General features: G+C 74.1%; 17 protein-coding genes and 1 riboswitch. Of the genes, 10 read left to right on the forward strand and 7 right to left on the reverse strand.

Going from position 1 to position 24,493, the window contains the following annotated elements; genetic code table 11:
• Positions 1 to 165: 165 nt before the first annotated feature.
• A riboswitch (cobalamin riboswitch) is annotated at positions 166 to 251 on the forward strand.
• 47 nt (positions 252 to 298) lie between these two features.
• Positions 299 to 475, forward strand: a complete 177-nt coding sequence (locus tag ACWGJO_RS03920) for a hypothetical protein (protein ID WP_452182001.1) — start codon at positions 299 to 301, stop codon at positions 473 to 475.
• Positions 472 to 4,095: a cobaltochelatase subunit CobN gene (gene cobN / locus ACWGJO_RS03925; protein WP_452182002.1), complete on the forward strand. Its 3,624-nt coding sequence runs from the start codon at positions 472 to 474 to the stop codon at positions 4,093 to 4,095. Before ACWGJO_RS03920 ends, cobN begins: the two co-directional genes overlap by 4 nt.
• Before the next feature lie 27 nt (positions 4,096 to 4,122).
• Here cobN and ACWGJO_RS03930 read toward each other — a convergent pair whose 3' ends face one another.
• Positions 4,123 to 5,268, reverse strand: a complete 1,146-nt coding sequence (locus ACWGJO_RS03930; RefSeq protein WP_452182003.1) for a tetratricopeptide repeat protein — start codon at positions 5,266 to 5,268, stop codon at positions 4,123 to 4,125.
• A 134-nt stretch (positions 5,269 to 5,402) separates the two neighbouring features.
• Between ACWGJO_RS03930 and ACWGJO_RS03935 the strand changes: the two genes are divergently transcribed.
• Together ACWGJO_RS03935 and lnt are read left to right on the forward strand one after the other, a co-directional pair.
• Positions 5,403 to 5,537, forward strand: a complete 135-nt coding sequence (locus tag ACWGJO_RS03935) for a hypothetical protein (RefSeq protein ID WP_387685194.1) — start codon at positions 5,403 to 5,405, stop codon at positions 5,535 to 5,537.
• 79 nt (positions 5,538 to 5,616) lie between these two features.
• On the forward strand, positions 5,617 to 7,233 hold the full coding sequence (lnt, locus tag ACWGJO_RS03940) for an apolipoprotein N-acyltransferase (RefSeq protein ID WP_452182004.1): 1,617 nt from the start codon (positions 5,617 to 5,619) through the stop codon (positions 7,231 to 7,233).
• On the opposite strand, the gene ACWGJO_RS03945 is transcribed toward lnt, so the two are convergent.
• The 3 genes from ACWGJO_RS03945 to gdhA form a co-directional block, all read right to left on the reverse strand.
• Complete coding sequence (locus tag ACWGJO_RS03945; RefSeq protein WP_452182005.1) at positions 7,209 to 7,973, reverse strand: VOC family protein; 765 nt, start codon at positions 7,971 to 7,973, stop codon at positions 7,209 to 7,211. The two genes, lnt and ACWGJO_RS03945, sit on opposite strands and share 25 nt — an antisense overlap.
• Before the next feature lie 273 nt (positions 7,974 to 8,246).
• Complete coding sequence (locus ACWGJO_RS03950) at positions 8,247 to 9,122, reverse strand: AraC family transcriptional regulator (RefSeq protein WP_452182007.1); 876 nt, start codon at positions 9,120 to 9,122, stop codon at positions 8,247 to 8,249.
• A gap of 201 nt (positions 9,123 to 9,323) precedes the next feature.
• Positions 9,324 to 10,730 carry an NADP-specific glutamate dehydrogenase gene (gdhA, locus tag ACWGJO_RS03955; protein WP_452182008.1) on the reverse strand — a complete coding sequence of 469 codons (1,407 nt, stop codon included), beginning with the start codon at positions 10,728 to 10,730 and terminating at the stop codon, positions 9,324 to 9,326.
• A 343-nt stretch (positions 10,731 to 11,073) separates the two neighbouring features.
• On the opposite strand from gdhA, the gene ACWGJO_RS03960 reads away from it, so the two are divergent.
• Positions 11,074 to 11,703 (forward strand): GTP cyclohydrolase II, encoded by a 630-nt coding sequence (locus ACWGJO_RS03960; RefSeq protein WP_387727691.1) that lies wholly within the window; start codon positions 11,074 to 11,076, stop codon positions 11,701 to 11,703.
• Between the two features lie 142 nt (positions 11,704 to 11,845).
• Here the strand turns inward: ACWGJO_RS03960 and ACWGJO_RS03965 are convergent, their stop codons facing one another.
• The 3 genes from ACWGJO_RS03965 to ACWGJO_RS03975 all read right to left on the reverse strand — a co-directional run bounded on the left by ACWGJO_RS03965 (position 11,846) and on the right by ACWGJO_RS03975 (position 18,739).
• Positions 11,846 to 15,235: a protein kinase domain-containing protein gene (locus tag ACWGJO_RS03965; RefSeq protein WP_452182009.1), complete on the reverse strand. Its 3,390-nt coding sequence runs from the start codon at positions 15,233 to 15,235 to the stop codon at positions 11,846 to 11,848.
• Positions 15,236 to 15,645: 410 nt separating this feature from the next.
• Positions 15,646 to 17,763, reverse strand: a complete 2,118-nt coding sequence (locus tag ACWGJO_RS03970) for a putative bifunctional diguanylate cyclase/phosphodiesterase (protein ID WP_452182010.1) — start codon at positions 17,761 to 17,763, stop codon at positions 15,646 to 15,648.
• Between the two features lie 169 nt (positions 17,764 to 17,932).
• Positions 17,933 to 18,739, reverse strand: coding sequence for an SAM-dependent methyltransferase (locus ACWGJO_RS03975; RefSeq protein WP_359901715.1), 807 nt, complete (start codon positions 18,737 to 18,739; stop codon positions 17,933 to 17,935).
• 248 nt (positions 18,740 to 18,987) lie between these two features.
• Here ACWGJO_RS03975 and ACWGJO_RS03980 point away from each other — a divergent pair, with 248 nt between their 5' ends.
• The 5 genes from ACWGJO_RS03980 to egtC all read left to right on the forward strand — a co-directional run bounded on the left by ACWGJO_RS03980 (position 18,988) and on the right by egtC (position 24,465).
• A complete protein-coding gene (locus ACWGJO_RS03980; RefSeq protein ID WP_452182011.1) occupies positions 18,988 to 19,500 on the forward strand; it encodes an SRPBCC family protein in 513 nt (170 codons plus the stop codon).
• Between the two features lie 80 nt (positions 19,501 to 19,580).
• Positions 19,581 to 20,714: a MalY/PatB family protein gene (locus ACWGJO_RS03985; protein WP_452182012.1), complete on the forward strand. Its 1,134-nt coding sequence runs from the start codon at positions 19,581 to 19,583 to the stop codon at positions 20,712 to 20,714.
• A 189-nt stretch (positions 20,715 to 20,903) separates the two neighbouring features.
• Complete coding sequence (gene egtA / locus ACWGJO_RS03990; RefSeq protein WP_452182013.1) at positions 20,904 to 22,286, forward strand: ergothioneine biosynthesis glutamate--cysteine ligase EgtA; 1,383 nt, start codon at positions 20,904 to 20,906, stop codon at positions 22,284 to 22,286.
• Positions 22,283 to 23,716 carry an ergothioneine biosynthesis protein EgtB gene (gene egtB, locus ACWGJO_RS03995; RefSeq protein ID WP_452182014.1) on the forward strand — a complete coding sequence of 478 codons (1,434 nt, stop codon included), beginning with the start codon at positions 22,283 to 22,285 and terminating at the stop codon, positions 23,714 to 23,716. The genes egtA and egtB overlap by 4 nt, the downstream gene beginning before the upstream one ends.
• Positions 23,716 to 24,465 carry an ergothioneine biosynthesis protein EgtC gene (gene egtC, locus ACWGJO_RS04000; protein WP_452182015.1) on the forward strand — a complete coding sequence of 250 codons (750 nt, stop codon included), beginning with the start codon at positions 23,716 to 23,718 and terminating at the stop codon, positions 24,463 to 24,465. The genes egtB and egtC overlap by 1 nt, the downstream gene beginning before the upstream one ends.
• The last annotated feature ends 28 nt before the right edge of the window (positions 24,466 to 24,493 follow it).

The following is a 24,493-nucleotide window of genomic DNA, read 5'->3' on the forward strand; positions in this document are numbered from 1 at the left end:
TTCGGCCCCGCTTCGGCCCCGCTTCGGCCCCGCTTCACCGCCGCCTCGTCGTCGCCTCGCATGCCCGAACGTCCGAAAGCTCACTCTCCCCCAGGTCAGCCGTACCCCGTACGATGCTGACGGGCGGTCCCAGCGGGCCGCCCACACGCCAGCGACGGCGCAGGGGAGGAAACCGGTGCGAACCCGGTGCGGTCCCGCCACTGTGACCGCGGTTCACCGGTAGACCGGTCGGCCGCGGGAGCCAGGAACTCCTGCCGTCCTCCACCGGCCCGGGGCGCGGACCCCGAGGAAGGCAGACATGTTCCAGCGCTGTCGCATGCCCGCGCCCGCGTCCCCGGCCGCCATCACGGCCGTTCCGGCCGCCGCCACGACCACCCCGGTCGACCGCGCGGCCGCTCCGGCCGTCTCAGCGGCCGACCCGGCCCAGATCCCGGCCGCCCTGGCCACCGACAAGGCCGGGAGGGCCTTCACATGATCCTGCTGCTGTCGACGTCCGACACCGACCTGCTCAGCGCCCGCGCTTCCGAGGGCCCGGTGCGCTACCGGCTCGGCAACCCGGCCCGACTCACCCCCGAGGACCTTCCCGCGCTGCTGGAGGGCACCGAGCTCGTCGTGGTCCGCCTGCTCGGCGGGCGCCGCGCCTGGCAGGAGGGCCTGGACACGCTGCTGGCCGGCCCCCGCCCGGTCATCGTGCTGACGGGCGAGCAGGCCCCCGACGCCCAGCTGATGGAGCTGTCCACCGTCCCGGCCGGCATCGCCGCCGAGGCGCACGCCTACCTGGCCCACGGCGGCGCGGCCAACCTGGCCGAGCTGGGCGCCTTCCTCTCCGACACCGTGCTGCTGACCGGCCACGGCTTCGCCCCGCCCGCCTCCGCCCCGGCCTGGGGCCCGCTGGAGCGCGAAGCCCGTACGACCGAGGGCCCGACCGTCGCGGTGCTCTACTACCGCGCCCACCACATGAGCGGCAACACCGCCTTCGTGGAGACGCTCTGCCGGGCCGTCGAGGACCAGGGAGCCCGGGCCAAGGCCTACTACTGCGCCTCGCTGCGCGGCGCCGAGCCCGAGCTGCTGGCCGCGCTCGGCGAGGCCGACGCGATCGTCACCACCGTGCTCGCCGCCGGCGGCACTCGCCCGGCCGACGCCCAGGCCGGCGGGGACGAGGAGGCCTGGGACGCGGGCGCGCTGGCCGCCCTCGACCGCCCGATCCTCCAGGCGCTCTGCCTCACGTGGTCGCGCGCCCAGTGGGAGGCCAGCGACGACGGCCTGTCCCCGCTGGACACCGCCACCCAGATCGCCGTGCCGGAGTTCGACGGCCGCCTGATCAGCGTCCCGTTCTCCTTCAAGGAGCTGGACGAGGACGGCCTCACCGTCTACGCCGCCGACCCGGAGCGCGCCGCCCGCGTCGCCGGCACCGCCGTCAAGCACGCCCGGCTGCGGCACGTTCCGGCCGCCGAGCGCCGCCTCGCCCTGGTGCTGTCCGCGTACCCGACCAAGCACGCCCGGGTCGGCAACGCCGTCGGTCTGGACACCCCGGCCAGTGCGGTGCGGCTGCTCGAGCGGCTGCGCGCGGAGGGCATGGACCTCGGGAACGACCTCCCCTCGTTCGACGGCGGCGAGGGCGGCCACGAGGGCGACGCGCTGATCCACGCCCTGATCGCGGCCGGCGGCTACGACCAGGACTGGCTCACCGAGGACCAGCTGGCCCGCAACCCGGTGCGCATCCCCGCGGCCGACTACCGCCGCTGGTACGCCACCCTCCCGCAGGGCCTGCGCGAGCAGGTCGAGGAGCACTGGGGCCCGGCCCCCGGCGAGCTGTACGTCGACCGCTCGCAGAACCCGGACGGCGACATCGTGCTGGCCGCGATCCGCTCCGGGAACCTGCTCGTGCTGATCCAGCCGCCGCGCGGCTTCGGCGAGAACCCGGTCGCCATCTACCACGACCCCGACCTGCCGCCGAGCCACCACTACCTGGCCGCCTACCGCTGGATCGAGGCCGCCCAGGAGGACGGCGGCTTCGGCGCCCACGCGGTGATCCACCTCGGCAAGCACGGCAACCTGGAGTGGCTGCCCGGCAAGACCGCCGCGCTGTCCGCCGAGTGCGGCCCGGACGCCGTCCTCGGCGACCTGCCGCTGGTCTACCCCTTCCTGGTCAACGACCCGGGCGAGGGCACCCAGGCCAAGCGCCGCGCCCACGCCACGCTCGTCGACCACCTCGTCCCGCCGATGGCCCGCGCCGACTCCTACGGCGACATCGCGCGCCTGGAGCAGCTGCTGGACGAGCACTCCAACATCGCCGCGATGGACCCGGCCAAGCTGCCGGCGATCCGCGCCCAGATCTGGACCCTGATCCAGGCCGCCAAGCTCGACCACGACCTCGGCCTGGACGAGCGCCCCGAGGACGACGGCTTCGACGACTTCCTGCTGCACGTCGACGGCTGGCTCTGCGAGGTCAAGGACGCCCAGATCCGCGACGGTCTGCACGTCCTCGGCCAGGCTCCGGCCGGCACCGACCGGGTCAACATCGTGCTCGCCATCCTGCGCGCCCGGCAGATCTGGGGCGGCGTCAGTGCCCTGCCCGGCCTGCGCGAGGCGCTCGGCCTGGACGAGGCGGCACTCACCCTCGGCGCCACCGACGCGGCCGAGGCCAAGGCGCGCGCCCTGGTCGAGGCCATGGAGGCGGAGGACTGGGCACCCGAGGCCGTCGAGAAGGTCACCGCCGAGCTGCCGGAGACCGTCCAGGAGGCCGTCCGCCAGGTGCTGGACTTCGCCGCCACCCAGGTGGTGCCGCGGCTGTCCGCCACCACCGACGAGCTGGACGCCGTGCTGCACGCGCTCCAGGGCGGCTTCGTCCCGGCCGGCCCGTCCGGCTCGCCGCTGCGCGGCCTGGTCAACGTGCTGCCGACCGGCCGCAACTTCTACTCCGTCGACCCGAAGGCCGTCCCCAGCAAGCTCGCCTGGGAGACCGGCCAGGCCCTCGCCACCTCGCTGGTCGAGCGGTACACCGCCGACAACGACGGCGCCTACCCGCCCTCGGTCGGGCTCTCGCTCTGGGGCACCAGCGCGATGCGCACGGCCGGCGACGACATCGCCGAGGCCTTCGCCCTGCTCGGCGTGCGCCCGGTCTGGGACGACGCCTCGCGCCGGGTCACCGGCCTGGAGCCGATCCCGCTGGAGGAGCTGGGCCGTCCGCGCATCGACGTCACGCTGCGCATCTCCGGCTTCTTCCGGGACGCCTTCCCGCACGTCGTCGCCCTGCTGGACGACGCGGTGCGCCTGGCCGCCGCCCAGGAGGAGTCCCCCGAGTCGAACTACGTGCGCGCCCACGTCCAGGCCGACCTCGCCGTGCACGGCGACGAGCGCAAGGCCACCGTCCGGGTCTTCGGCTCCCGGCCGGGCACCTACGGGGCGGGTCTGCTGCAGCTGATCGACAGCCGGGACTGGCGCACCGACGCCGACCTGGCCGAGGTGTACACGGTCTGGGGCGGCTACGCGTACGGCCGCGGGCTGGACGGGCGCCCGGCGCGCGAGGAGATGGAGACCGCGTACAAGCGGATCACCGTCGCCGCGAAGAACACCGACACCCGCGAGCACGACATCGCCGACTCGGACGACTACTTCCAGTACCACGGCGGCATGGTGGCCACCGTGCGCGCCCTCACCGGCAAGGCACCGACCGCCTACATCGGCGACTCGACCCGCCCGGAGACGGTCCGCACCCGCACCCTGACCGAGGAGGCCGCCCGCGTCTTCCGCGCCCGGGTGGTCAACCCGCGCTGGATCGAGGCGATGCGCCGCCACGGCTACAAGGGCGCCTTCGAGATGGCCGCGACGGTGGACTACCTGTTCGGCTACGACGCCACCACGGGCGTGGTCGCGGACTGGATGTACGAGAAGCTGACCCAGGAGTACGTCCTCGACCCGGTCAACCGGGAGTTCCTCGCGGGCGCCAACCCGTGGGCGCTGCACGGGATCAGCGAGCGGCTGCTGGAGGCGGCGAGCCGCGGGCTGTGGGAGCAGCCGGACCCGCAGCTGATCGAGCAGCTGCAGGCCGCGTTCCTGGAGACCGAGGGTGACCTGGAGGGCGGCGAGGAGTGACGCCCCGCTGAGCGGAGGCCGCCGGTGTCAGGACCGGCGGCCTTCGCGTTCCCACCACTGCGCTTCGAGGCGGGCCCGCCAGCGTTCGGCCTCCTCGGTCCGGCCGGCGGCGATCAGGACGTCCAGGTAGGTGGCCTGGAAGGCGAGACCGACGTGGTCGTCGTCGACGCGTCGTTCCACCAGTTTCAGCGCGTCGTCGTACCTCTCGGCGGTCAGCAGGATCCGGGCCAGGATCTGCGCGATGTACGCCCGGTCCGTCAACGGGCGCAGCTCCTGCTCCGCCTCGTCGAACTTCCCTTGGAGTGCCAGGGCCTGGGCAAGCCACTCCTTGACCTCTATGTCGTCGCTGCCCGACGACCGGGCGACCCGCTCGGCCTCGGCGAACTGGCCGGCCTTGACCAACGCCCTGGCACAGCCGGCCACGCAGAGGTTGTCGGTCGGGAAGAGCTCGGCGCCCCGCCGGTAGTACGGCAGAGCCTCCTCCGGACGGTTCAGGTAGTCGAGATAGCCCGCCACGGACCAGGCGTACAGCCCGTTGCCGGGGTCGAGCCGAAGGGCGTTCAGCATGTGTCCGAGCGACGCCTCGACGTCCCCGAGGTGGTCCTCCAGGTAATCGGCGACCGCTTCGGCCGCGTCCGCCGACTCCATGTCCACGCCCCGGAGCATCTTCAGAACAGCTGTGATCCCGCTGTCATTCGACTTGGCCAGAGCGCGCAGGTACAACACCGTCAACGGGCTCCGAGGGCTCCCTTCGAATTCCTTCTTCAGGAAGATCGCAGCTTCTTGATGATTTCCGGAGTCGAGCATCCTCTCGGCGATGCGGTACGCAATTCGCTGCCTCCCCAGACCCGTTTCCGTCCCTTCCGACAGCCGATAGCGGCGACTGTCCGCGGGCATCGCCCGGTCGGCGGGTTCCTCCGGGCGGTCCTCCTGAAGCCGAGCGGACTTCCAGGCGGCGCGGAACTCCTCCGGATCTCCCCCGAGCGCCTCCACGATCAGCTCCAGCGCGCCCCACCTGGGCAGGCGCCTGCCGGTCAGCGCCTGGTGGACGGTGCTGTGGCTCACCGCGCCGGCGGTCCCGGCGGCGATCCGGCGGGTGCTGGGCTCGCCGGCGTTGAGGTGCAGCTCACGAAGTCGCATGGTCAGGTCGGCGAGCGCTCCACCATTTTGCACGTATTGCCCCCTTTTTCCGTAATCCCTCGTAAAACGTTACACCACTCCCGTCCCTCCGGGTCCCGCCACGTATCACTCGGTAACGCTTTGCCCGGCCCCGTATTCGACACGTCCCGGTACACCAGATTTGAAGCATGACGACGAACACCGAAACCAGCACGGCCGGGAACGGGAAACTCCTCGAGCGCATCAAGGTCACGGTCGGCCTCCTTTCCGCGGCCAATCTCCTCACGCAGGTGATTTCGGGGGTGATCCAGCTGTTCCGATGATTCGCCTATCCGCCGATCCGCGTCGGCCTCCCGTGCGGCCCTCTGGCACCGAGGGCGGTCCGAGCGGACAATACGGGGCATGTCGCGCCGCACCGCTCCCACCGGCCCTGCTCCGACCACGACGACCACGCCCCCCACGACCCCCGCCGAGGGGCGGGAGCCGCACGCACCGCACCGGTACCGGGGGCGGGTGGGAGCGCTGGCGGCCGGAGCGGTTCCGGTGCTCGCCTTCCCCGAACCCGGGCAGGCGTGGCTGGCGTGGATCGCGCTGGTGCCCGGGCTGCTGCTGATGCAGCGGGCGCCGTCGGGCCGGGAGGCGGCGGTGCGCGGCTGGTGGTTCGGGGCGGGGTTCATCCTCGCGGCGATGTCCTGGCTGGTCCCGTCCATCGGGCCGGGGCTGCCGGTGCTCGCGGTGCTGCTCGGGGCGCTCCAGAGCGGCGTCGGGTACACCGTGCACCGGCTGCTGCACCCCCCGCTCTCCGCCCGGCGGGCGCTCCTGGCGCTCCTGGTCGTGCCGGCGGCCTGGGTGACCACCGAGTACGCGCGGTCCTGGCCCGCGCTCGGCGGCCCGTGGGCGCTGCTCGGCGCCACCCAGTGGCGGCACCCGGCGATCCTCGCCCTGGCCTCGGCCGGCGGGATCTGGCTGGTCAGCGCGGCGGTGGCGGCGGTGAACACCGGGGTGCTGATCGCGCTGACCGCGGTGCACCGGCGGCCGCGGGCCGTCGCCGCCGGGGCCGTCGTGCTGGTACTGGCCTCCGGCCCGCTGCTGTTCGCACTGCGCGAGGCGCCCGCCAGGGACGGGGCCGCGACCGTGGCACTGGTCCAGCCCGGCATCGTGGAGGACCCGAGGGCCCGGTTCGAGGCGAGCGCGCGGATCACGGCCGGACTCGTCGGGCAGCCGGTGGACCTGGTCGTGTGGGGCGAGAGCAGCACCACCGCCGACCTGGACCGCGACCCGGCCGCGCTGGACACGCTGCGCGGGCTCGCCGCGACCACCGGCGCCGAGGTCGTCGCCGGGGAGGACGCGCGCAAGGCGGACGGGCGGATCTCCAAGGACGCGGTACTGGTCTCCCCCGCCGGCGTGGTGGACCGCTACCGCAAGATCCGGCTGGTGCCGTTCGGCGAATACATCCCGCTGCGGCCGGCGCTCGGCTGGATCGCCGGGGTCAGCCGGGCGGCGGGCGAGAACCGGGCGCCCGGCACGTCCTTCCACGTCCTGCCCGCCACCGACCGGGCGGGCGCGCCGCTGCCCGTCGGGGCGCTGATCTGCTTCGAGTCGGCCTTCCCCGACATGGCCCGCACCGCCGCCCGGGACGGCGCCCGGGTGCTGGTCTACCAGTCCTCGACCTCGACCTTCCAGCGCACCTGGGCGCCCGAGCAGCACGTCTCGCTGGCGGCGATCCGAGCCGCCGAGACCGGCCGACCGGCCGTGCAGGGCTCGCTGACCGGGGTCTCGGCCGTCTTCGACGCCCAGGGCCGGGAGCTCGCCCGGCTCGGTACCGGCGGCACCGGCGTGCTGAGCGTCCGGCTGCCGCTCACCGCGCCCGGGACGCTGACCTGGTACGACCGGATCGGCGACGTGGTGCCGCTCGGGGCGCTCCTGGTCAGCGCGGGAGCGGCGCTGGCGGCCGTGGCCGGGTGGCGTCGCTCGCGCGTCCTCAGGCGGGCCGCTCAGCCCTCGACGCCGGCGGTGTAGACGCCGAACGCGGCGCCCTGGGGGTCGCGCAGCACGGCGATCCGCCGGCCTCCCGGCACGCCGGTGGCGGGCATCAGGACGTCCCCGCCGAGCGCCGTCGCCCGGCTGACGGTGTTGTCGACGTCGGCGGCCGCGAAGTACGGCAGCCAGTGCGGCGGAACCTGGGGCGGGAAGCGGTCGTCCATCGTCAGCATGCCGCCGAAGTCCAGGCCGTCCAGGCCCCATTGGGGGTAGTGCTCGGAGGGGGCGACGGACCAGCCGAAGACCTTGGGGTAGTAGGCGAGCGCGCCGGACGGGTCCCGGGTGAGCAGTTCCACCCAGCCGAGCGAGCCGGGCTCGTTGAACACCCCGGCGCCCTGGAAGGCGCGGGCCTGCCAGAGGATGAGCACCGCACCGGAGGGGTCGGCGGTCACCGAGAAGCGGCCGAAGTCGGAGACGTCGGTGGGGTCCTTCAGGATCCGGCCGCCGAACTCCTTGACCCGCCCGGCGGTGGCGTCGGCGTCGGCGACCGCGATGCAGACCGTCCAGGCGATCGGCTGCTGCGGGGCGTAGCGCGGGGTGATGGCGGCGGCCGGGGCGCCCCCGACCAGCATCTGGGTGTAGTCGCCGTGCCCGGGGCGGGCCGTGCCGTCCACCTGCCAGCCGAAGAGTTCGGTGTAGAAGGCCAGGGCGGCGGGCGGGTCGGAGGTACCCAGCTCCGTCCAGCAGGGGGCGTTGGTGGTCACAGAGGTCTGCTTCATGGCGTCTGTCCTCGCAGCTTGCTCGGGAACTCCCGGGTTTTTCGGCGCCTCGGCCCCCGCACCTCCCGCCCCAGCATGCGGGGCGGGGGCGGAGTTTGGCGGGCGGTGGTGGGCCGAACGGGGTGGACGAACAGATGACAGCTGACAGATTTCGAAATCTGTCAGCTGTCATCTGTTATTCGTCATCGGTTATCTGTCGGCTGTTGTCCGACGGCGGGCGTCCGGCGACAGGTGTCCGACGGCAGGAGCCCGTCGACTGCCGCCCGCCATCCGTCAGCTGCGCACGGCCCGTGCCACCGGGATCCACAGCTCCGCCTCGGCGTCGCCCGTCCCCGGCACGGGGCGGACCCGGAGGATCTCCGGACCCGGCCGGGCCTCGTACGGGTTGGACGGGAACCACTGGCTCGCCACGTCCCCCCACATCTCCTGCAGGGCCTGCGGGAACGGCCCGGTGTTGGTGAACACCGCCCAGGTGCCGGCCGGGACGTCGAGCACGTCCAGATCCGCCGGGACGTCGACGCCCTCGCGCGCCACCACCGCGTGCCAGTAGTCGAGTTCGGACCCCTCCTCGCGGTTCGGCGAGAAGTCGTCGCTCACCGAAAGGATCCCGGCCGGGTCGTCCCCGGACAGGGCCGCGATCCGAGCGACCGTGTCCTTGTCGAGCCCCTTGATGAACTCGGCGATCCCCGGGTTGATCCCCACGTAGATCAGGGTGACCCGGGCCTTCTTGCCGACGATCCGGAAGTCCGGCTTCTCCACGATCCGGTATTCCATGCTGCTGCTCCCCTCCACGACGAGTCGGAAGGACATCCGGGGCTGGGAGACGAGCACCGCACCGTCGCGCCGGACCTCGCCCGGCCCGACTCCGTGCATGGCCCGGAACGCCCGGGCGAACGCCTCTCCCGAGGAGTACCCGTACCGGACCGCGATGTCGAGCAACGTCCGCTCACCGTCGAGGACTTCGGCCCCGGCGACGGTGAGCCGCCGACGCCGGAGGTACTCCGACAACGGCATCCCGGCGAGCATCGAGAACAGCCGCCGGAAGTGGTACTCCGACGTCATCGCGATCCGCGCCAGCTCGGCCACGTCGACCTCGCGGTCCAGGTCTCGTTCGATCCGGTCCATCGCCCGGTTCAGGTGCTCCAGCACGCCAACCCCGTCCTTCCCTTGTGCCACTCACCGTAGGAAGGACCCACCCTGCCGCACCCGACAATCGGTGCCCGCTCCGGTCGGGTACCGATCGCCGGGTGACGGCCGTCGGGTGACGGCCGTCGGCGGCTCGGGTTCGGCGGCGCTTCCTCGGCGGGGCCGAGGCAGCGGCCTTGCGCCGGCGGGCCTCGCGTCAGCGGCTCAGATCAGGCCCTGGGCCAGCATCGCGTCGGCGACCAGCTCGAAGCCGGCGATGTTCGCACCGACCACGTAGTTGCCCGGGTGGCCGTAGCGCTCGGCGGTGGTGAAGCAGGAGTCATGGACGTGCTTCATGATCCCGGCCAGCCGCTCCTCGGTGTGCTCGAAGGTCCAGGAGTCGCGCGAGGCGTTCTGCTGCATCTCCAGGGCGCTGGTCGCGACGCCGCCGGCGTTCGCCGCCTTGCCCGGACCGAAGGCCACCCCGGCCTCCTGGAACACCCGCACCGCCTCCGGGGTCGTGGGCATGTTCGCGCCCTCGGCGACGGCCAGCACCCCGTTGCGCACCAGGGCCAGCGCGTCGGCCTCCGCCAGCTCGTTCTGAGTGGCGCAGGGCAGCGCGACGTCGCAGGGAACGCTCCACACCCCCGGGCCCTCGACGAACCGGACGTGGCCACCGCGCAGTCGGGCGTAGTCGGAGACCCGGCCGCGCCGGACCTCCTTGACCTCCTTGAGCAGGTCGAGGTCGATGCCCTTCTCGTCCACCACGTAACCGGAGGAGTCGGAGCAGGTGAGCACGGTCGCGCCGAGCTGCTGGGCCTTCTCGATCGCGTAGACCGCGACGTTGCCGGCCCCGGAGACGACCACCCGGCGCCCGTCCAGGCTCTCGCCGCGGCTGTGCAGCATCTCGGAGGTGAACATGACGCAGCCGTAGCCGGTGGCTTCGGTACGGACCTGCGCGCCGCCCCAGCCGAGGCCCTTTCCGGTGAGCACGCCGCTCTCGTACCGGTTGGTGATCCGCTTGTACTGGCCGAAGAGGTAGCCGATCTCCCGGCCGCCGACGCCGATGTCCCCGGCCGGCACGTCGGTGTACTCGCCGAGGTGGCGGTAGAGCTCGGTCATGAAGGACTGGCAGAACCGCATGATCTCGGCATCCGACCGGCCCTTGGGGTCGAAGTCGGAGCCGCCCTTGCCCCCGCCAATGGGCAGACCGGTGAGCGCGTTCTTGAAGATCTGCTCGAAGCCCAGGAACTTGACGATCCCGAGGTTCACCGAGGGGTGGAAGCGCAGCCCGCCCTTGTACGGCCCGAGGGCGCTGCTGAACTCCACCCGGAAGCCGCGGTTGACGTGGATGTCACCGGAGTCGTCCGTCCACGGCACCCGGAACATCAGCTGCCGCTCGGGCTCGCAGATCCGCTCGATGATCCGGGCGTCGAGGAGCTCGGGGCGGTGGGCGAGCACCGGCGCGAGGGTCTCCAGCACCTCGTGGACGGCCTGGTGGAACTCGTCCTCGCCCCGGTTGCGGCGGACCACGTCCGCGTAGAGCGCCTCTATCGCGCGCCGCTCGGCGTCGAGGGAGGAGTGGGGGGAGGACTGGGGGGAGGAGTGGGGGGTGGCGGGGGTCAGCGGCATCTGGTCAGGACCCTTCCGTGGTCGTCGATTGGCGTGCGCGGTGTCCCGGCGGGCCTGAGGGACGTGCCCAGGAAACGCGGCAAGTCTCGCAGTGTCCACACCGCGGCTCCCGCACCATCCACATGCTGGAAGGCCTGGTGGGAACAGTCGGGACCGGTGGGGTGTTGTGCGCCTCCGCGGTCGAGCCCCGTCCCATCGGCCCGGTAGTTGTTCAAATTGGAACTACCTAGTACGGTCGACCTCCGATCCACCGCGATCCGTCCGGACCGGTCGAACCGACCCGGTTCGTCCCGGTCCACCTCTGATTCGTCCCGGTCCATCCCCGATCCACGGAGGCCCACCCATGCCGCAGCCCGGCTCCGCCACGGTGCGCTCGCGTGTGCGCATCCCGCTGACCTTCCCCGACGGCTACCGCGCCGAGGCGGAGACCTTCACCTTCCACGGCCTCGCCGACGGTGCCGAGCACCTGGCGCTCGCGCTCGGCACGGTCCCCGAGGGCGGGACGCCGCTGGTGCGGCTGCACTCCGAGTGCCTGACCGGCGACGTCTTCGGCTCCGACCGCTGCGACTGCGGGCCGCAGCTGCGCGAGTCGGTGGAGCGGATCAGCGAGGCCGGCGGGTACCTGCTCTACCTGCGGCAGGAGGGCCGCGGCATCGGGCTCTACAACAAGCTGGACGCGTACGCCCTCCAGGACTCCGGCCTGGACACGTACGACGCCAACACCGCCCTCGGCCTGCCCGAGGACGGCCGGGACTACACCGCGGCCGCCCAGATGCTCGCCGCGCTCGGCGCCACGGGCATCGACCTGCTGAGCAACAACCCGGACAAGGCGGCGCAGCTGGCCGAGCTGGGGATCGTCGTGCGGCACCGGGTGCCGACGGGCGTGCACCTGTCGGCGAGCAACGTCCGCTACCTGCGGGCGAAGGTGGAGCGGACGGGACACTCGATCGAGCTCTCCCGACTGGTCGGCTGAGCACCGGCAGAGAACGGGCCGCAGCGAACAGCGAACAGCGAACAGATGACGGATGACAGCTGACAGATTTCGAAATCTGTCAGCTGTCATCCGTCAGTCGTCAGTCGTCATCCGTCCGCTGCCAGCTGTCAGTCGTCGCCCCTCACCTGCGCCCCGCCCGTCCCCGGACCGTCCGCAGCCCCCCGTACGCCGCCAGTGGCAGCATCACCAGCAGGGCGGCCCAGAAGGCCCCGTGCCCCCACAGCCCGGCGATCGATCTGAACGGCCCTTCGAACACCGGTATCCGCAGTGCCTCGATCGGTCCCAGCGGCCCGGGCCAGGCCCCCAGGAACAGGGTGGCCGGGATCCAGAGCGCGAACAGCCCCCGGGCGGTGGCCGGAGTCCCGAGGGCGCTCACCAGCGACACCACCGCCAGCAGCAGGACGAACCCGGCCTGGTAGGCCGCGCCGCTCTGTCCCGTCCCCCAGGAGCCGGGCGTCCGGTGCACCCCGGTGGCCGCGAGCCTGACCTCGACCGCCGCCCACAGCAGCAGCACCAGTACCGCCGTCGTCCCGAGCGCGAACCGCACCCGGTCGCGGGTCCCCGCGCCGCCCGTCCGCCACCGCCCGGACGGCGCGCTCCACATCCGTTCGCCGCCGGCGGCCCCGGGCGAGTGCTCAGCGCTCCGCTCGTCCAGCCGCCGCCAGGCCGCCCGGACCTGGCTGCGCGCCTCCTGGGCGGGCTTCAGCAGCCGGTTGGAGGCCCGTTCCACCAGGACGAGCGAGACCACGATCGCCACCACCGCCGCGATGCCGGCCCAGCTCCCCATCCCGCCCTCGAACACGACCACCCGGTCGGCCACCGACTGCGGCGTCGCCGGCACCGTCACCGGCGGCCCGAGCCGCAGGTAGCCGATGGCGACGGCCCCGGCCCCGGTCAGCAGCGCCGTGCCGATGCCCACCCGGGCGGGGAAGAAGGCGATCACGGCGGCCGCCACGAGCCCCGCACCGAGCTGTCCGACCACCTGCCGGGCCGCGTGGTCGCCGGCGTTGCGCAGGTGACCGCCGAAGGCGCCGGCGGGCGAGAGGTCGAGCTTCTCGCCCGCCTCGACCGGGTAGCGGAGCACCGCTCCCGCCCACAGCAGCAGTCCGAAGGCGAGGAGCAGCACCAGGACCGCCCCGGCCCGGCGCGGCAGCGCGGTGCGGGCGTAGGGCCACCAGGCCGCCAGTCGGGCCCGCCGGTCCACCGGGGGCCGCCGGCGCCGGTTGCGCCACAGCCGGGCCACTCGCCCTTCCCGTCGTACCCCGGCCTCCGGCTCGGGCCGCTCGGGCTGCTCGGGCTGCTCGGGCTGCTCGGACCGTCCCCGGCCGCGCCGCCGCAGTGCCTCCGCCGCGATCAGGGCCGCCCGTCCGCCCGGCTGCGCCGGGTCGGCGCCCACCGCCCGGCGCCGCAGCGCGGACCAGCGGCGCCGCACCACGTCCCGGGCGGTGGCCGCCGCCGGGTCGGGCGCCGGCCTGCGGGCCGCCGCCCGTACGGCGGTGCGGGCGCCCGCGTCCACCGCCAGCGCGCCGTCCACCACCGTGGCGGCCACCACGGCCGCGAGCTCGGACACCCGCTCGGGCAGCGGCAGCCGGTGCAGGGCGGCGGGCAGCGGCGAGAGCCGACCGAGCAGCCGTGCGCGCTCCTCGGGCCGGATGCTCAGCCAGACCGCCTGCCGGTGCGCCTCCTCGCGTTCCTCGGGGCTGAGCCCGTGGCCGCCGCGCCGGCCGCCGCCGACGGTGCGCGCCAGCCGGTCCACCTCGGCCAGCACCTCCGGCAGTCCGGCCAGCGCGAGCTGCCGCGAGCAGTGCTCGCCCGCGCACTCGGGGTGGCAGCAGTCGTAGCGGGCGACCACGGTCGGCGCCCCGCCCCGGACCAGTTCGTCGATGAACTCGGCGCCGTCCGGTTCGGTGACGACGCGTTCCAGGCCGGTGGTGTCGATCGGGCGGTCGCGGTAGTGCGGGACGGTGCCCGGGGCGAAGGCGGCGCCCAGGGCGAGCACCGCGACCGCGGCCACGGACTCGCGCCGGGAGCCGGGCGCCCGGGCCACGTCGGAGAGGTAGTGCAGGTCGAAGACGGTGTCCTCGACCTCGTCCCGCAGCCAGTCGCGCACCCGTTCCGCTCCCCCGGTGGAGAGCCAGCGGGCCGCCGCGCCGGAGTTCTTGAGCAGCGCCTCGGTGAGCCGGACCGGGTCGGTGAACGGGTTGCCGAGAAAGGTGACCGGCCGGTGCGCCCGGGCCTGCGCCTGCGGCCGGCGGCGGATCACCTCGGGGGTGCCGCCGGCCAGCCAGCCGCGGACCTGCGGCGCGGTCCAGCGGTCCTCCGGCTTCTTGGTGAACAGCCCCTGGAGGAGCAGCAGTTGGCGCGGGTCACGGACGGCTGCGAGGTCCACCTCCTCGCCCATGACCAGTTCCAGTTCCAGCTCCTGGTCGGCCGGGCGCTCGCCGTCCGCGCCGATGAAGCGCGGGCGGCCGACGAACAGCTCGTACAGCACGTTGCCGAGCCCCCACCAGGGCCCGGCCTGGTGGTTCTTGCCGGCCAGCTGCTCGGGTGCCATGTAGGCGACGGTGACCATCATCGCGGAGGTGAACCGGCGACTGTCGGTGAGCCGGTCGACGCCGCCGAAGTCGGCTATCACGAACTCCCCGGACCCGCTGCCGGGGCGCACCAGGATGTTGGCGGGCTTGAAGTCCAGCGGGTTGCGCTTGATCCGCTGCTGCCAGAAGTCGAGCAGGGCGACGAGCTCGTAGACGATCTGCTCGGTGGTCCGCCGGTCGCCGTGGCCGCCCTCCCGCCACAGTCCGGCAACGTGCGCGGCGAGGGTGACCGGCAGGTACTCCATGGCCACCCAGTCCACCTGGGCGCCGTGGTGGCCGACCCGGCCGAAGTCGATCAGGTGCGGGACGTGCCGGCGGAAGCCGTCGTTGCGCAGGTGGGCGAGCAGGTCGTGGTCCATCGGGTGGCCGGCGACGGCCACCTTGACGGCCGCGTCACCGCCTCCGTCGGTGCGCCGGACGTACCAGACGGTGCCCTCGGAACCGGCCCCGGCCCGGCCCAGCGGGATGAAGCGGCCGCGCAGGGCGTCCGGGAAGGCGCCCTCGAACGAGCCGTCGGAGCCCGGGCGTCCGCCGGGGCCTCCGGCCGGAGCGGGACCGCCGGGCCCGATGCCGTCCTGCCAGGAGGGCGAGCCGCCTCCGCCTCCCGCCCCGGACCTGGGCCGGACGACCTCGGTGACCGCCTCCGGGTCGGCGCCGCCCGAACGCCCCGGGTGCGTCGGATACCCCGGCCGGCCCGGACTCCCAGGCCTCCCCGGCCTCCCCGGCCGGGCCTCCGTCAGCGCGTCCGGGTCGGACCCCCGCCCGGGATCCGGCCTGCGACGGGTGGCCGCCTCCGGGTCGAACCGCGGCTCGGCGCGGGACGTCCGACGCGTCGCCGCCTCCGGGTCGAAGCGCGGCGGGACGGCGGGCGCCCGACGGGTCGCGGCGCGCGGGTCAACCCGGGTCGGCGGATCCACCCCGGGCGGCACCGGCCCTGAAGACACCGACCCGGGCGGGACCGACCCGAGCCGGGAGGGCCGGTCAGAGGCGGCTTCGGAGCGCCAACGCCCCCTCGACCACCGCTCCACCCTGCTCCCCGGCGGATTCCCCGGCTCGGCTCCGGCGGCCGACCGGGGCCTCGGCCCGCGCCGTTCGCCCTCGGCCGGATCCGCGTCCTCCGTCGTGCCCATGCGACGTTTCCCTCCCCCGCAGCCCGGACCGGCGCGGGGTCGTGACCGCGGGCGCACCGGTGCCGGGGTGGATTGTGACGCGTCATCATCCCGCACGGCGGGCGCGGGTGTCGGTCGCTTTTCCGGATCAGGACCGACCCGTCGCAGGACCGGTACGCAAGCGCCTCCCGCGACGCGGAACCGGGCGCCGTCGGCCCTCAGTGCTCCCCGACCGGGCGCCCCGTCGGCTCCTCCACGATCCGCCGGGCGATCTCGTCGGGCCGCACCGGGCGCCCGAAGTGCCACCCCTGCGCCCAGTCGCAGCCCATGGTCCGCAGCCGCTCCGCGTCCCGGTGGGTCTCCACGCCCTCGGCGGTGACGTTCAGCCCGAGCGCGTGCGCCATCGACACCAGTCCGCTGACGATCCGCCACCCGGTGGACTCGTCCTTCCCCGGTTCGTGCAGGTCGCCGACGAAGGAACCGGCGATCTTCAGCCCGGAGACCGGCAGGTCGCGCAGGTAGGCGAGGTTGGACCAACCGGTGCCGAAGTCGTCCACGGCCAGCGACACCCCGAGGTCGACCAGCCCGTGCAGGGTGCGCAGCGCCTCGTCCTCGGGCCCGACCACGGTCGACTCGGTGATCTCCAGCTGCAGCCGGGCCGGGTCCAGTCCGGTGCCGTCGAGGATCCGGCCAAGGTCGGTGACCAGGGCGGCGCTGCGGGCCTGCCGGACCGCCAGGTTGACGTTCAGCTGCGGGGCGGCGTCGCCGTACCGCTTGATCCAGTCCGCGGCCTGACCGCAGGCCTGCTCCAGCACCCAGCGGCCGAGCGGCATGATCAACCCGGTCTCCTCGGCGGTGGTGACGAACTCGTCCGGGCCGAGCACGCCGAGCTGCGGGTGGCGCCAGCGCACCAGCGCCTCCACGGCGGCCAGCCGGCCGTCCGCGAGGCGGTAGAGCGGCTGGTAGTCGATGAAGAACTCGCCGCGGTCGAGGGCCGCGGGCATCCGCACCGACACCGCGTAGCGGCTGACCGCGCGGGCGTTCTCCTTGGGGTCGAACAGCGTCCAGCGGCCGCGGCCGGCCTCCTTGGCGCGGTACAGCGTGAGGTCGGCGGCGCGGACGGCCGCGCCCGGGGTGGTGGTGGACACCCGCCGCTCCAGCACGCCGACGCTGGCACCGACGGCGAGCTTGTGGTCGCCGATCAGCACCGGCCCGGCGAGCGCCTTGAGCACGGTCTTCGCGGCGGCCACCGCCTCCTGCTCGCCCCGGCAGCGCTCCAGCAGGACGACGAACTCGTCGCCGCCGAGCCGGGCGACCAGGTGGCCCAGCGGGCTGAGGGCGGCCTTCAGCCGGGCGCCGACGGCGGCCAGCAGCTGGTCGCCCATGTCGTGGCCGAGGCTGTCGTTGACCACCTTGAAGCCGTCGAGGTCGACGTAGCAGAGGCCGAAGCGGGCACCCGGCTCGGGCTCCTCGAACAGCTTCTCCAGCCGCTCGAAGAAGGCCGCGCGGTTGGGCAGGCCGGTCAGCGGGTCGTGGGTGGCCTGGTGGCGCAGCCGCTCCTGGAGCCGGTAGCGGTCGGTGACGTCCTCCAGCATCGCGACCTGGTACTGCGGGATGCCGTCGTCGTCGCGGATCAGCGAGACGGTCAGGTGCGTCCAGATCACCTCGCCGTCCTGGCGGTAGTACGGCTTGTCGAACTGGAAGTAGTCCCGCTTGCCGCTGATCAGCTCCTCGTACGCCTCCCAGACGCCCGGGGTGTCCTCGGGGTGCACGAGGTCGCCGACCCGGCGCCCGATCATGTCCTCCGGGCCCGCGCCGAACAGCTCCTGGAGGGCCTTGTTGACCGCCATGATGTTGCCGTCGGTGTCGCCGATGCCGATGCCGATCGCGGCGCTCTCGAACAGCGCCCGGAACCGGGCCTCGGACGCGCGCAGCGCCCGCTCGGCCTCCTTGCGGGCGGCGTCGGCGGCGGTGCGGATCGCCTCCTGCTCGATCAGCGTGCGCTCGCGCAGGGCGCCCGCCCAGCCGGCCGCGAAGGCGCCGGTCAGGGCCGGGCCGCGGTCGTCGTGGACGGGCTGCGCCTGGAGCAGCTCGACCGCCCGGGCCAGCAGCACCGGGTCGGTGAAGTGCGCGTCGACCAGTTCGGCGCCGGCCCGCGCGGCCAGCCTCGGCTCGAACGGGTCGTCCTCCTGGGCGCGGTGCAGCAGCGCGGCGGTGCGCGCGACCAGCCGGCCGAGCAGGCCGGGGTGGACGGCGATGCCGTGGTCGGCGGAGAGCAGCCGGGCCCAGTCCTCGTGGAACCGCTCCGCGTTGCCGCGCACCGGGGTGGTACTCATCTGCTGAACCTGGTTCCTCTGCTGTGCGCGCCGGTTGCGGCGGGCCCGGCGACGGCCGCTCGGCCGCTCCCGTTGCCCCGGGTCGTGCTGCCGCCCGGGCCCGGCACCGCGCTTCCGGCGGCCGCCGCGCGGGGCGCACGGCCGTCGGCGCCTCGTCCGTCGCGTCCGATCAAGGGCGGAACCCCACGCCCGCCACCCCGGTCATCCGCTCGGGGTGCTCACCGACCGTACCGGGCTGGTCCGGGCGCCACTGCGGCAGGTAGACCACTCCCGGCTCGACCAGCTCGAAACCGGAGAACATCGCGGTGATCTGCTCGTGGGTGCGCATGGTCAGCGGGGTCGGCGTCATCCGGTACAGCTTCTGATGGTCCTCCGCCTGGTCCGGGCGGCCCTCCAGGGAGGCGTGCGAGAGCACCAGCGCGCTGCCGGGCGGGAGGGCGTCGCGGATCACGCCGATCAGCTTCCACGGGTCCTCCTCGTCGCTGACGAAGTGGGCGACGGCGACCAGCAGCACGGCCACCGGCTCGCCGGCCGCCAGCAGCTCGGCGACCTCGGGGCGGGCCAGCAGGTCGGCCACGTCGCGCAGGTCGGCCTGGACGACGGCGCTGTCCCGGTCGTCCTCCAGCAGCAGACGGCTGTGCGCGACGGCGACCGGGTCGCGGTCCACGTAGACGACCTTCGCCCCGGGGCGGATCTCGCGGGCGATCTCGTGCACCGCACTGAAGGTGGGGATGCCGGAGCCGATGTCCAGGAAGCGGCTGACGCCCTGCTCGGCGAGGAAGGTCACGGCGCGGCGCAGGAAGGCGCGGTTGGAGCGCATGATCTGCGGCAGCTCCGGCCACAGGGCCATCGCCTTGCGGGCCATCTCCCGGTCGACCTCGAAGTTGTGGGAGCCCCCCAGGTAGTAGTCGTAGACCCGCGCGGCGTTCGGTTTGTCCAGGTCCGTACCCTCCGGTACCCAGCTCGGTCGCCGCATGCCTGTGACTCCTTCACTCCGGTTCTGGGGTGGCAGCACCCTGGGGATGCCGCTGTGACTGTTGAGACTACAAGCACACAAGATCCTCCCCCGCACCCCGAACGGGTGCAAGCGGAATGCATCCTTCCCGAAGGACGGACACCTCCGGAACGCCCGTCCGCCGGCGCGGGTCCACACCGGGGACCAACTCGACAACGGTCCACCGGCGTTCGCCCCTCGGGCCGGCCGGGCCGCACTAGGGTGGGGTGGTGGACCCCAACCACTACCGATTCCGGGGCGTCTGGCGGCTCGCGGCTCCGGCGCCCGCCGTGTACGCGGCACTGGAGGACGTGCGGAGCTACCCGCTGTGGTGGCCGGAGATCCGCGAGGTTCGGCCGACCGGCGAGGACCGCGGGGACGTGGTGGTGCGCGCGCTGCTGCCGTACCGGCTGGTGATCGGCCTGGTGGCGACCCGGCGCGACCCGGCCGCCGGGGTGCTGGAGGTGATCATGCGGGGCGACCTGACCGGGTGGACGCGGTTCACGGTGACGCCGGACGCCGACGGCGGCACGGGCGGCACGGGCAGCACGGGCAGCCGGGTGCTGTTCGAGGAGGACACCCGACCCGGCAAGCCGTTGCTGCGCCGGCTCGCCCTGCCGCTGCACCCGCTGTTCCGGGCCAACCACGCGGTGATGATGCGCCGGGGGCGGCGGGGGCTCGCCGCCCACCTGGCGGGCGGCGGGACGACGGACGACGAGCGGCCGGTGACGGCGAACAGATGACGGACGACAGCTTTCAGCAAACAGATGACAGATTTCGAAATCTGTCATCTGTTCGCGGTGCCCTCGGCCCCGGCCCCGACTTGGGGTTCGACTTCGGGTTCGACGCCCCCTTCGACCGGACCGGCACCGGCAGCAGCAAGTGGGCCCGCGCGGGCGCACCCGAGGTGATCCCGATGAGCCTCGCCGACATGGACCTGCCCGGCCCGCCCGCCGTCGCCGAGGCGCTGGAACGGCGCGCCCGCCACCGCGCGTACGGCTACACGGTGTGCGACCCGGCCGGCCGCACCCTGGTGGCCGACTGGTACCGCGCCCGGCACGGCGCCGCGGTGGACCCGGACTGGGTCCTGCTGCTGCCCTGCGGCCCGCGCACCGCGCTGCGCATCCTGCTGGAGACCGTACGGCCGCAGGCCCCCGTCCTCTTCCCCACCCCCGAGTGGGGCGGTTTCGCCCAGCTCTGCCGCGCGGCCGGCCTCCCCCACCACGCACTGCCGCTGCACCTGGGCCCGGACGGCTACCGGCTCCCGCACGGCCCGCTCCCCCGCCCCGCCGGCGCCGTACTGCTGAGCAACCCGCACAACCCCTCCGGCACCGTGTGGCCCCTCGGCGCGGTGCGCGGTCTCGCCGCGCGGGCGGCCGAGAGCGGCGCGCTGCTGGTCTCGGACGAGGTGCACGGCGACCTCACCCACCCCGGCCGCGCCCACCCCGTCGCCGTCGCCACCGCCGACCCGGCGCACCTGCGCCACGTCGTCACCCTCAACTCCGTCGGCAAGACCTTCAACTGCTCCGGCATCCCCAGCGGTTTCGCCCTCGTCCCCGATGCCGGGCTGCGCACCCGGTTCACCGAGGCACTGGCCGGCTACGGCCTCTGGGAGGGCGGCTTACTGGAACAGACCGTGCAGCAGGCGGCACTGCGCGAGGGCGGCCCCTGGCTGGACGCGCTGCTCGCCCACCTGACCGCCGCCCGCACCCGGCTGACCGACCGGCTCGGGCCCGCCGTCCGCTCCGCCCCGCACGCCTCCTACCTGCTCTGGCTGGACGCCGCCGCGCTCGGCCTGCCGCCCGCCGACGCCCGCCGGGCCCTGCTGGAGCGCTGCGGCCTGGAGGCCTCCGACGGCGCCGAGTTCGGCTCCGGCGGCCGGGGTTCGCTGCGGCTGAACTACGCCCTGCCGGGGCCGGTCCTGACGACCGTCCTGGAACGGCTGGAGCGCCTGTGACCCCGGCACATGCCCCGGCCGGATCGGGCCCGGGCCCCGCCCGCCGGTCGGCCGGAAAATCCCGCCCTCACTCGTTCGCCACACCTCTGACCTGCGAAAACGAGCGTTCACGCGAATTTTGCGGGGCGCCCCCGCATGCTCCGTAGCAGACTGGGCAGGGTAGACCGGGCCGCAATCGTGATCCCGAGGATGGTGAGTCCGGTGATACCGGTATCCCGCACCACTCCGCCCGAACGGCAGAGCACGCCACTACCCCCGTCGGGGGTGACCCCGTTGACCGAATCGGGGGCGCGCAGCCACGTGTCGGGCGTCTGCTTCAAGATCGGACCGCCCCGCCTGGTGGGGGTGGAGGTCGAGTGGTTCGTCCATGACGATCAATGTCCCACCCGGCCCGTACGGCCGGAACTGCTCCACGCCGCACTGGATTCGCTGCCCCTCGGCGGCCCGGACGGCGACTCCCTCCCCTCCGGTTCGCGCCTCACGCTCGAACCCGGCGGACAGGTCGAGCTCAGCTCCCCGCCCGCCACCGGCCTCCTGGCCTGCGTCGAGGACACCCGACGTGATCTGACCGCCCTGCGGGCCGCCTTCGCGGCGCAGGGCCTTCGACTCACCGGCACCGGAACGGACCCGCTGGCCCGTCCCCGACCGATGGTGCTGGACCACCCCCGCTACCTCGCGATGGAGCGCTTCTTCGACTCCGCGGGGCCCTGGGGCCGGATCATGATGACCGGTACCGCGTCGGTGCAGGTGTGCCTGGACGCTGGCGACACGGACGGTCCGCACGCGGTGGAGCGCCGCTGGCGACTGGCCCATCTGCTGGGCCCGGTGCTGGTCGCCGCCTTCGCCAACTCGCCGATCCTGGAAGGCAGTCCGACCGGTCACCGGTCCACCCGGCAGACCGTCTGGTCCAGGATGGACCCGACCCGCACGCTGGCCCCCGAGCCGGACCACGGCGATCCGCGCGAGGCGTGGGCGCAGTACGTGCTGGACGCCCGGGTGCTGTGCGTGCGACGGCCCGAGGGCCTGCCCTGGACGGCCCCGGCCGGTCTGACGTTCCGCGACTGGATCCGCGGCGGGGGCGAACGCCCGCCCACCCTCGACGACTTGGACTACCACCGCACCACCCTCTTCCCGCCGGTGCGCCCGCGCGGCCACCTGGAGCTGCGGATGATCGACGCCCAGCCCGGGGACGGCTGGGTGGTGGTCACCGCGCTGGTCACCGCACTGCTGGAGGACGCGCTGGCCGCCGATGCCGCACTGGCCGCGCTGGAGCCGCTGGACGCCATCGACCGGCGGGAGGGGGCGGACGGCCCGCGACCGCCGCGCAGCGGGGTCTGGCGCCGCGCCGCCACCCTGGCGACGGCCGACCCCGAGCTGCGCCGCGCCGCCCTCGCCTGCTTCGCCGCCGCCGACGCCGCACTGGGCCGCCTGCCCGGTGCCGGGCGGCTGCGCACCACCGTCGCCGAGTTCGCCGAGCGCTACCCCGCGCGCGGCCGCTGCCCGGCCGACGACCAGCTGGACGCCCTGCGCTCCGGCACCCGACGCACTCCCCCGGAGGAGGCCGCATCATGACCGACGTCCGATCCCACGGGGATGCCGGGGCAGGCAGCACGGACCGTACCGACGCCACGGGTGGAACCGGCCTCACCGGCCCCACCGGCAGCCTCGACGGCCTCGGCACCGCCGGCACCGCCGGCACCGAGGCACTGCGCGAGAGCATCGCCACCGAGCTGCTGGCCGCCCGCGCCCGCACCGCCGCCCTGACCGACTGCGTCGAGGACGGCGATCTCACCGCCCAGCACTCCCCGCTGATGTCCCCGCTGGTCTGGGACCTCGCGCACATCGGCAACCAGGAGGAGCTCTGGCTGCTGCGCAACGTCGGCGGCCGCGACCCGATGCACCCGGAGATCGATCCGCTCTACGACGCCTTCCAGCACCCCCGCGCCGAGCGCCCCGCCCTGCCGCTGCTGCCGCCGGCCGAGGCCCGCGCCTACGCCCACGAGGTGCGCGGCCGGGTGCTGGACCTGCTGGCCGCCAGCCCGCTGGAGGGCGCGCCGCTGCTGGAGGCCGGGTTCGCGTTCGGGATGATCGCCCAGCACGAGCAGCAGCACGACGAGACCATGCTGATCACCCACCAGCTGCGCACCGGCGAGCCGGCCCTGGCCGCTCCCCCGCCGCCGCCCGCGCCCGCCGAAGCGGCCACCCTGCCCGCCGAAGTCCTCATCCCCGCAGGGCCGTTCACCATGGGAACGGACACCGAGCCGTGGGCGCTGGACAACGAGCGCCCGGCGCACACCGTCGACCTGCCAGCCTTCCTGCTGGACACCACCCCGGTCACCAACGCGGCCTACCAGCGGTTCATAGCGGACGGCGGCTACGACGACCCGCGCTGGTGGACGCCGGAGGGCTGGGAGCACCGCCGGCGCGCCGACCTGACCGCCCCGCTCTTCTGGCGCCACCTGGACGGCCAGTGGCTGCGCCGGCGCTTCGGCACGGTCGCACCGGTAGAGCCGGACGAGCCGGTCCTGCACGTCAGTTGGTACGAGGCGGACGCGTACGCCCGGTGGGCCGGACGGCGGCTGCCGACCGAGGCCGAGTGGGAGAAGGCGGCCCGGCACGATCCGGCCACCGGCCGCTCCCGCCGCTACCCCTGGGGCGACGGGCCGCCCGGCCCCGAGCACGCCAACCTCGGCCAGCGCCATCTGCGCCCGGCCGGTGCGGGCAGCTACCCGAAGGGGCAGTCCCCGTACGGGGTGCGCCAGTTGATCGGCGACGTGTGGGAGTGGACGGCCAGCGACTTCCGCTCCTACCCGGGATTCCGGGCCTGGCCGTACCAGGAGTACTCGGAGGTGTTCTTCGGCCCCGAGTACAAGGTGCTGCGCGGCGGCTGCTTCGCGGTGGCGCCGGTGGCCTGCCGGGGCACCTTCCGCAACTGGGACTACCCGATCCGGCGGCAGATCTTCGCCGGGTTCCGCACCGCGCGCGACCTGGAGTCGGCCTGATGTGCCGTCACATCGCCTATCTGGGCGAGCCGTTGACACCCAGAGAACTGCTGGTGCAGCCGCCGTACAGCCTGTACCGGCAGTCCTGGGCCCCCCGGGTCCAGCAGTACGGCACGGTCAACGCGGACGGCTTCGGCCTCGGCTGGTACGCGGACGGCGACGAAGTACCCGCCCGCTACCGCCGGACCGGTCCGATCTGGGCGGACGAGACCTTCGCCGACCTCGCCCGGGTGGTCCGCACCCGGGCGCTGCTGGCCGCCGTCCGCTCCGCCACCGAGGGCTGCGCGCCGGGCGAGGGCGCGGCCGCGCCGTTCGCCGCCGAGCGCTGGCTGTTCAGCCACAACGGCGCGGTGGCCGGCTGGCCCGGCAAGCTGGACGCCCTGGCCGCCCTGTTGCCCCCGGCCGAGCTGCTGGACCTGCAGGCGCGCACCGACTCGGCGCTGCTGTGGGCGCTCGCCCTGCACCGGCTGCGGGCCGGCGCGGGGCTCGGCGAGGCGCTGGCGGGCACCGTGGCGGATGTCGCCGCGCACACCACCGGCCGGCTCAACCTGCTGCTCACCGACGGCACCGCGATCGCCGCGACCACCTGGGGCGACACCCTGTACCACCGCACGCTGCCGGGCCTCGGCACGGTGGTGGCCTCCGAGCCGTACGACGACGCGCCCGGCTGGACGCCCGTCCCGGACGGTTCGCTGCTGCTGGTGGACGCGCGCGGCATCGCCGTGAACCGCCTCCCCGGCCGCGACTGACCCCCCACTCTCCCTTCATCTTCTGAAC

The sequence above is a fragment of the Kitasatospora sp. NPDC054795 genome, assembly GCF_053611565.1.

Coding starts and splice junctions, on each gene's coding strand:
- ACWGJO_RS03920 (WP_452182001.1), top strand. CDS start 299: ATGTTCCAGCGCTGTCGCATGCCCGCGCCCGCGTCCCCGGCCGCCATC.
- cobN (WP_452182002.1), top strand. CDS start 472: ATGATCCTGCTGCTGTCGACGTCCGACACCGACCTGCTCAGCGCCCGC.
- ACWGJO_RS03935 (WP_387685194.1), top strand. CDS start 5,403: ATGACGACGAACACCGAAACCAGCACGGCCGGGAACGGGAAACTCCTC.
- lnt (WP_452182004.1), top strand. CDS start 5,617: ATGTCGCGCCGCACCGCTCCCACCGGCCCTGCTCCGACCACGACGACC.
- ACWGJO_RS03945 (WP_452182005.1), bottom strand. CDS start 7,973: ATGAAGCAGACCTCTGTGACCACCAACGCCCCCTGCTGGACGGAGCTG.
- gdhA (WP_452182008.1), bottom strand. CDS start 10,730: ATGCCGCTGACCCCCGCCACCCCCCACTCCTCCCCCCAGTCCTCCCCC.
- ACWGJO_RS03960 (WP_387727691.1), top strand. CDS start 11,074: ATGCCGCAGCCCGGCTCCGCCACGGTGCGCTCGCGTGTGCGCATCCCG.
- ACWGJO_RS03970 (WP_452182010.1), bottom strand. CDS start 17,763: ATGAGTACCACCCCGGTGCGCGGCAACGCGGAGCGGTTCCACGAGGAC.
- ACWGJO_RS03975 (WP_359901715.1), bottom strand. CDS start 18,739: ATGCGGCGACCGAGCTGGGTACCGGAGGGTACGGACCTGGACAAACCG.
- egtA (WP_452182013.1), top strand. CDS start 20,904: ATGGTGAGTCCGGTGATACCGGTATCCCGCACCACTCCGCCCGAACGG.
- egtB (WP_452182014.1), top strand. CDS start 22,283: ATGACCGACGTCCGATCCCACGGGGATGCCGGGGCAGGCAGCACGGAC.
- egtC (WP_452182015.1), top strand. CDS start 23,716: ATGTGCCGTCACATCGCCTATCTGGGCGAGCCGTTGACACCCAGAGAA.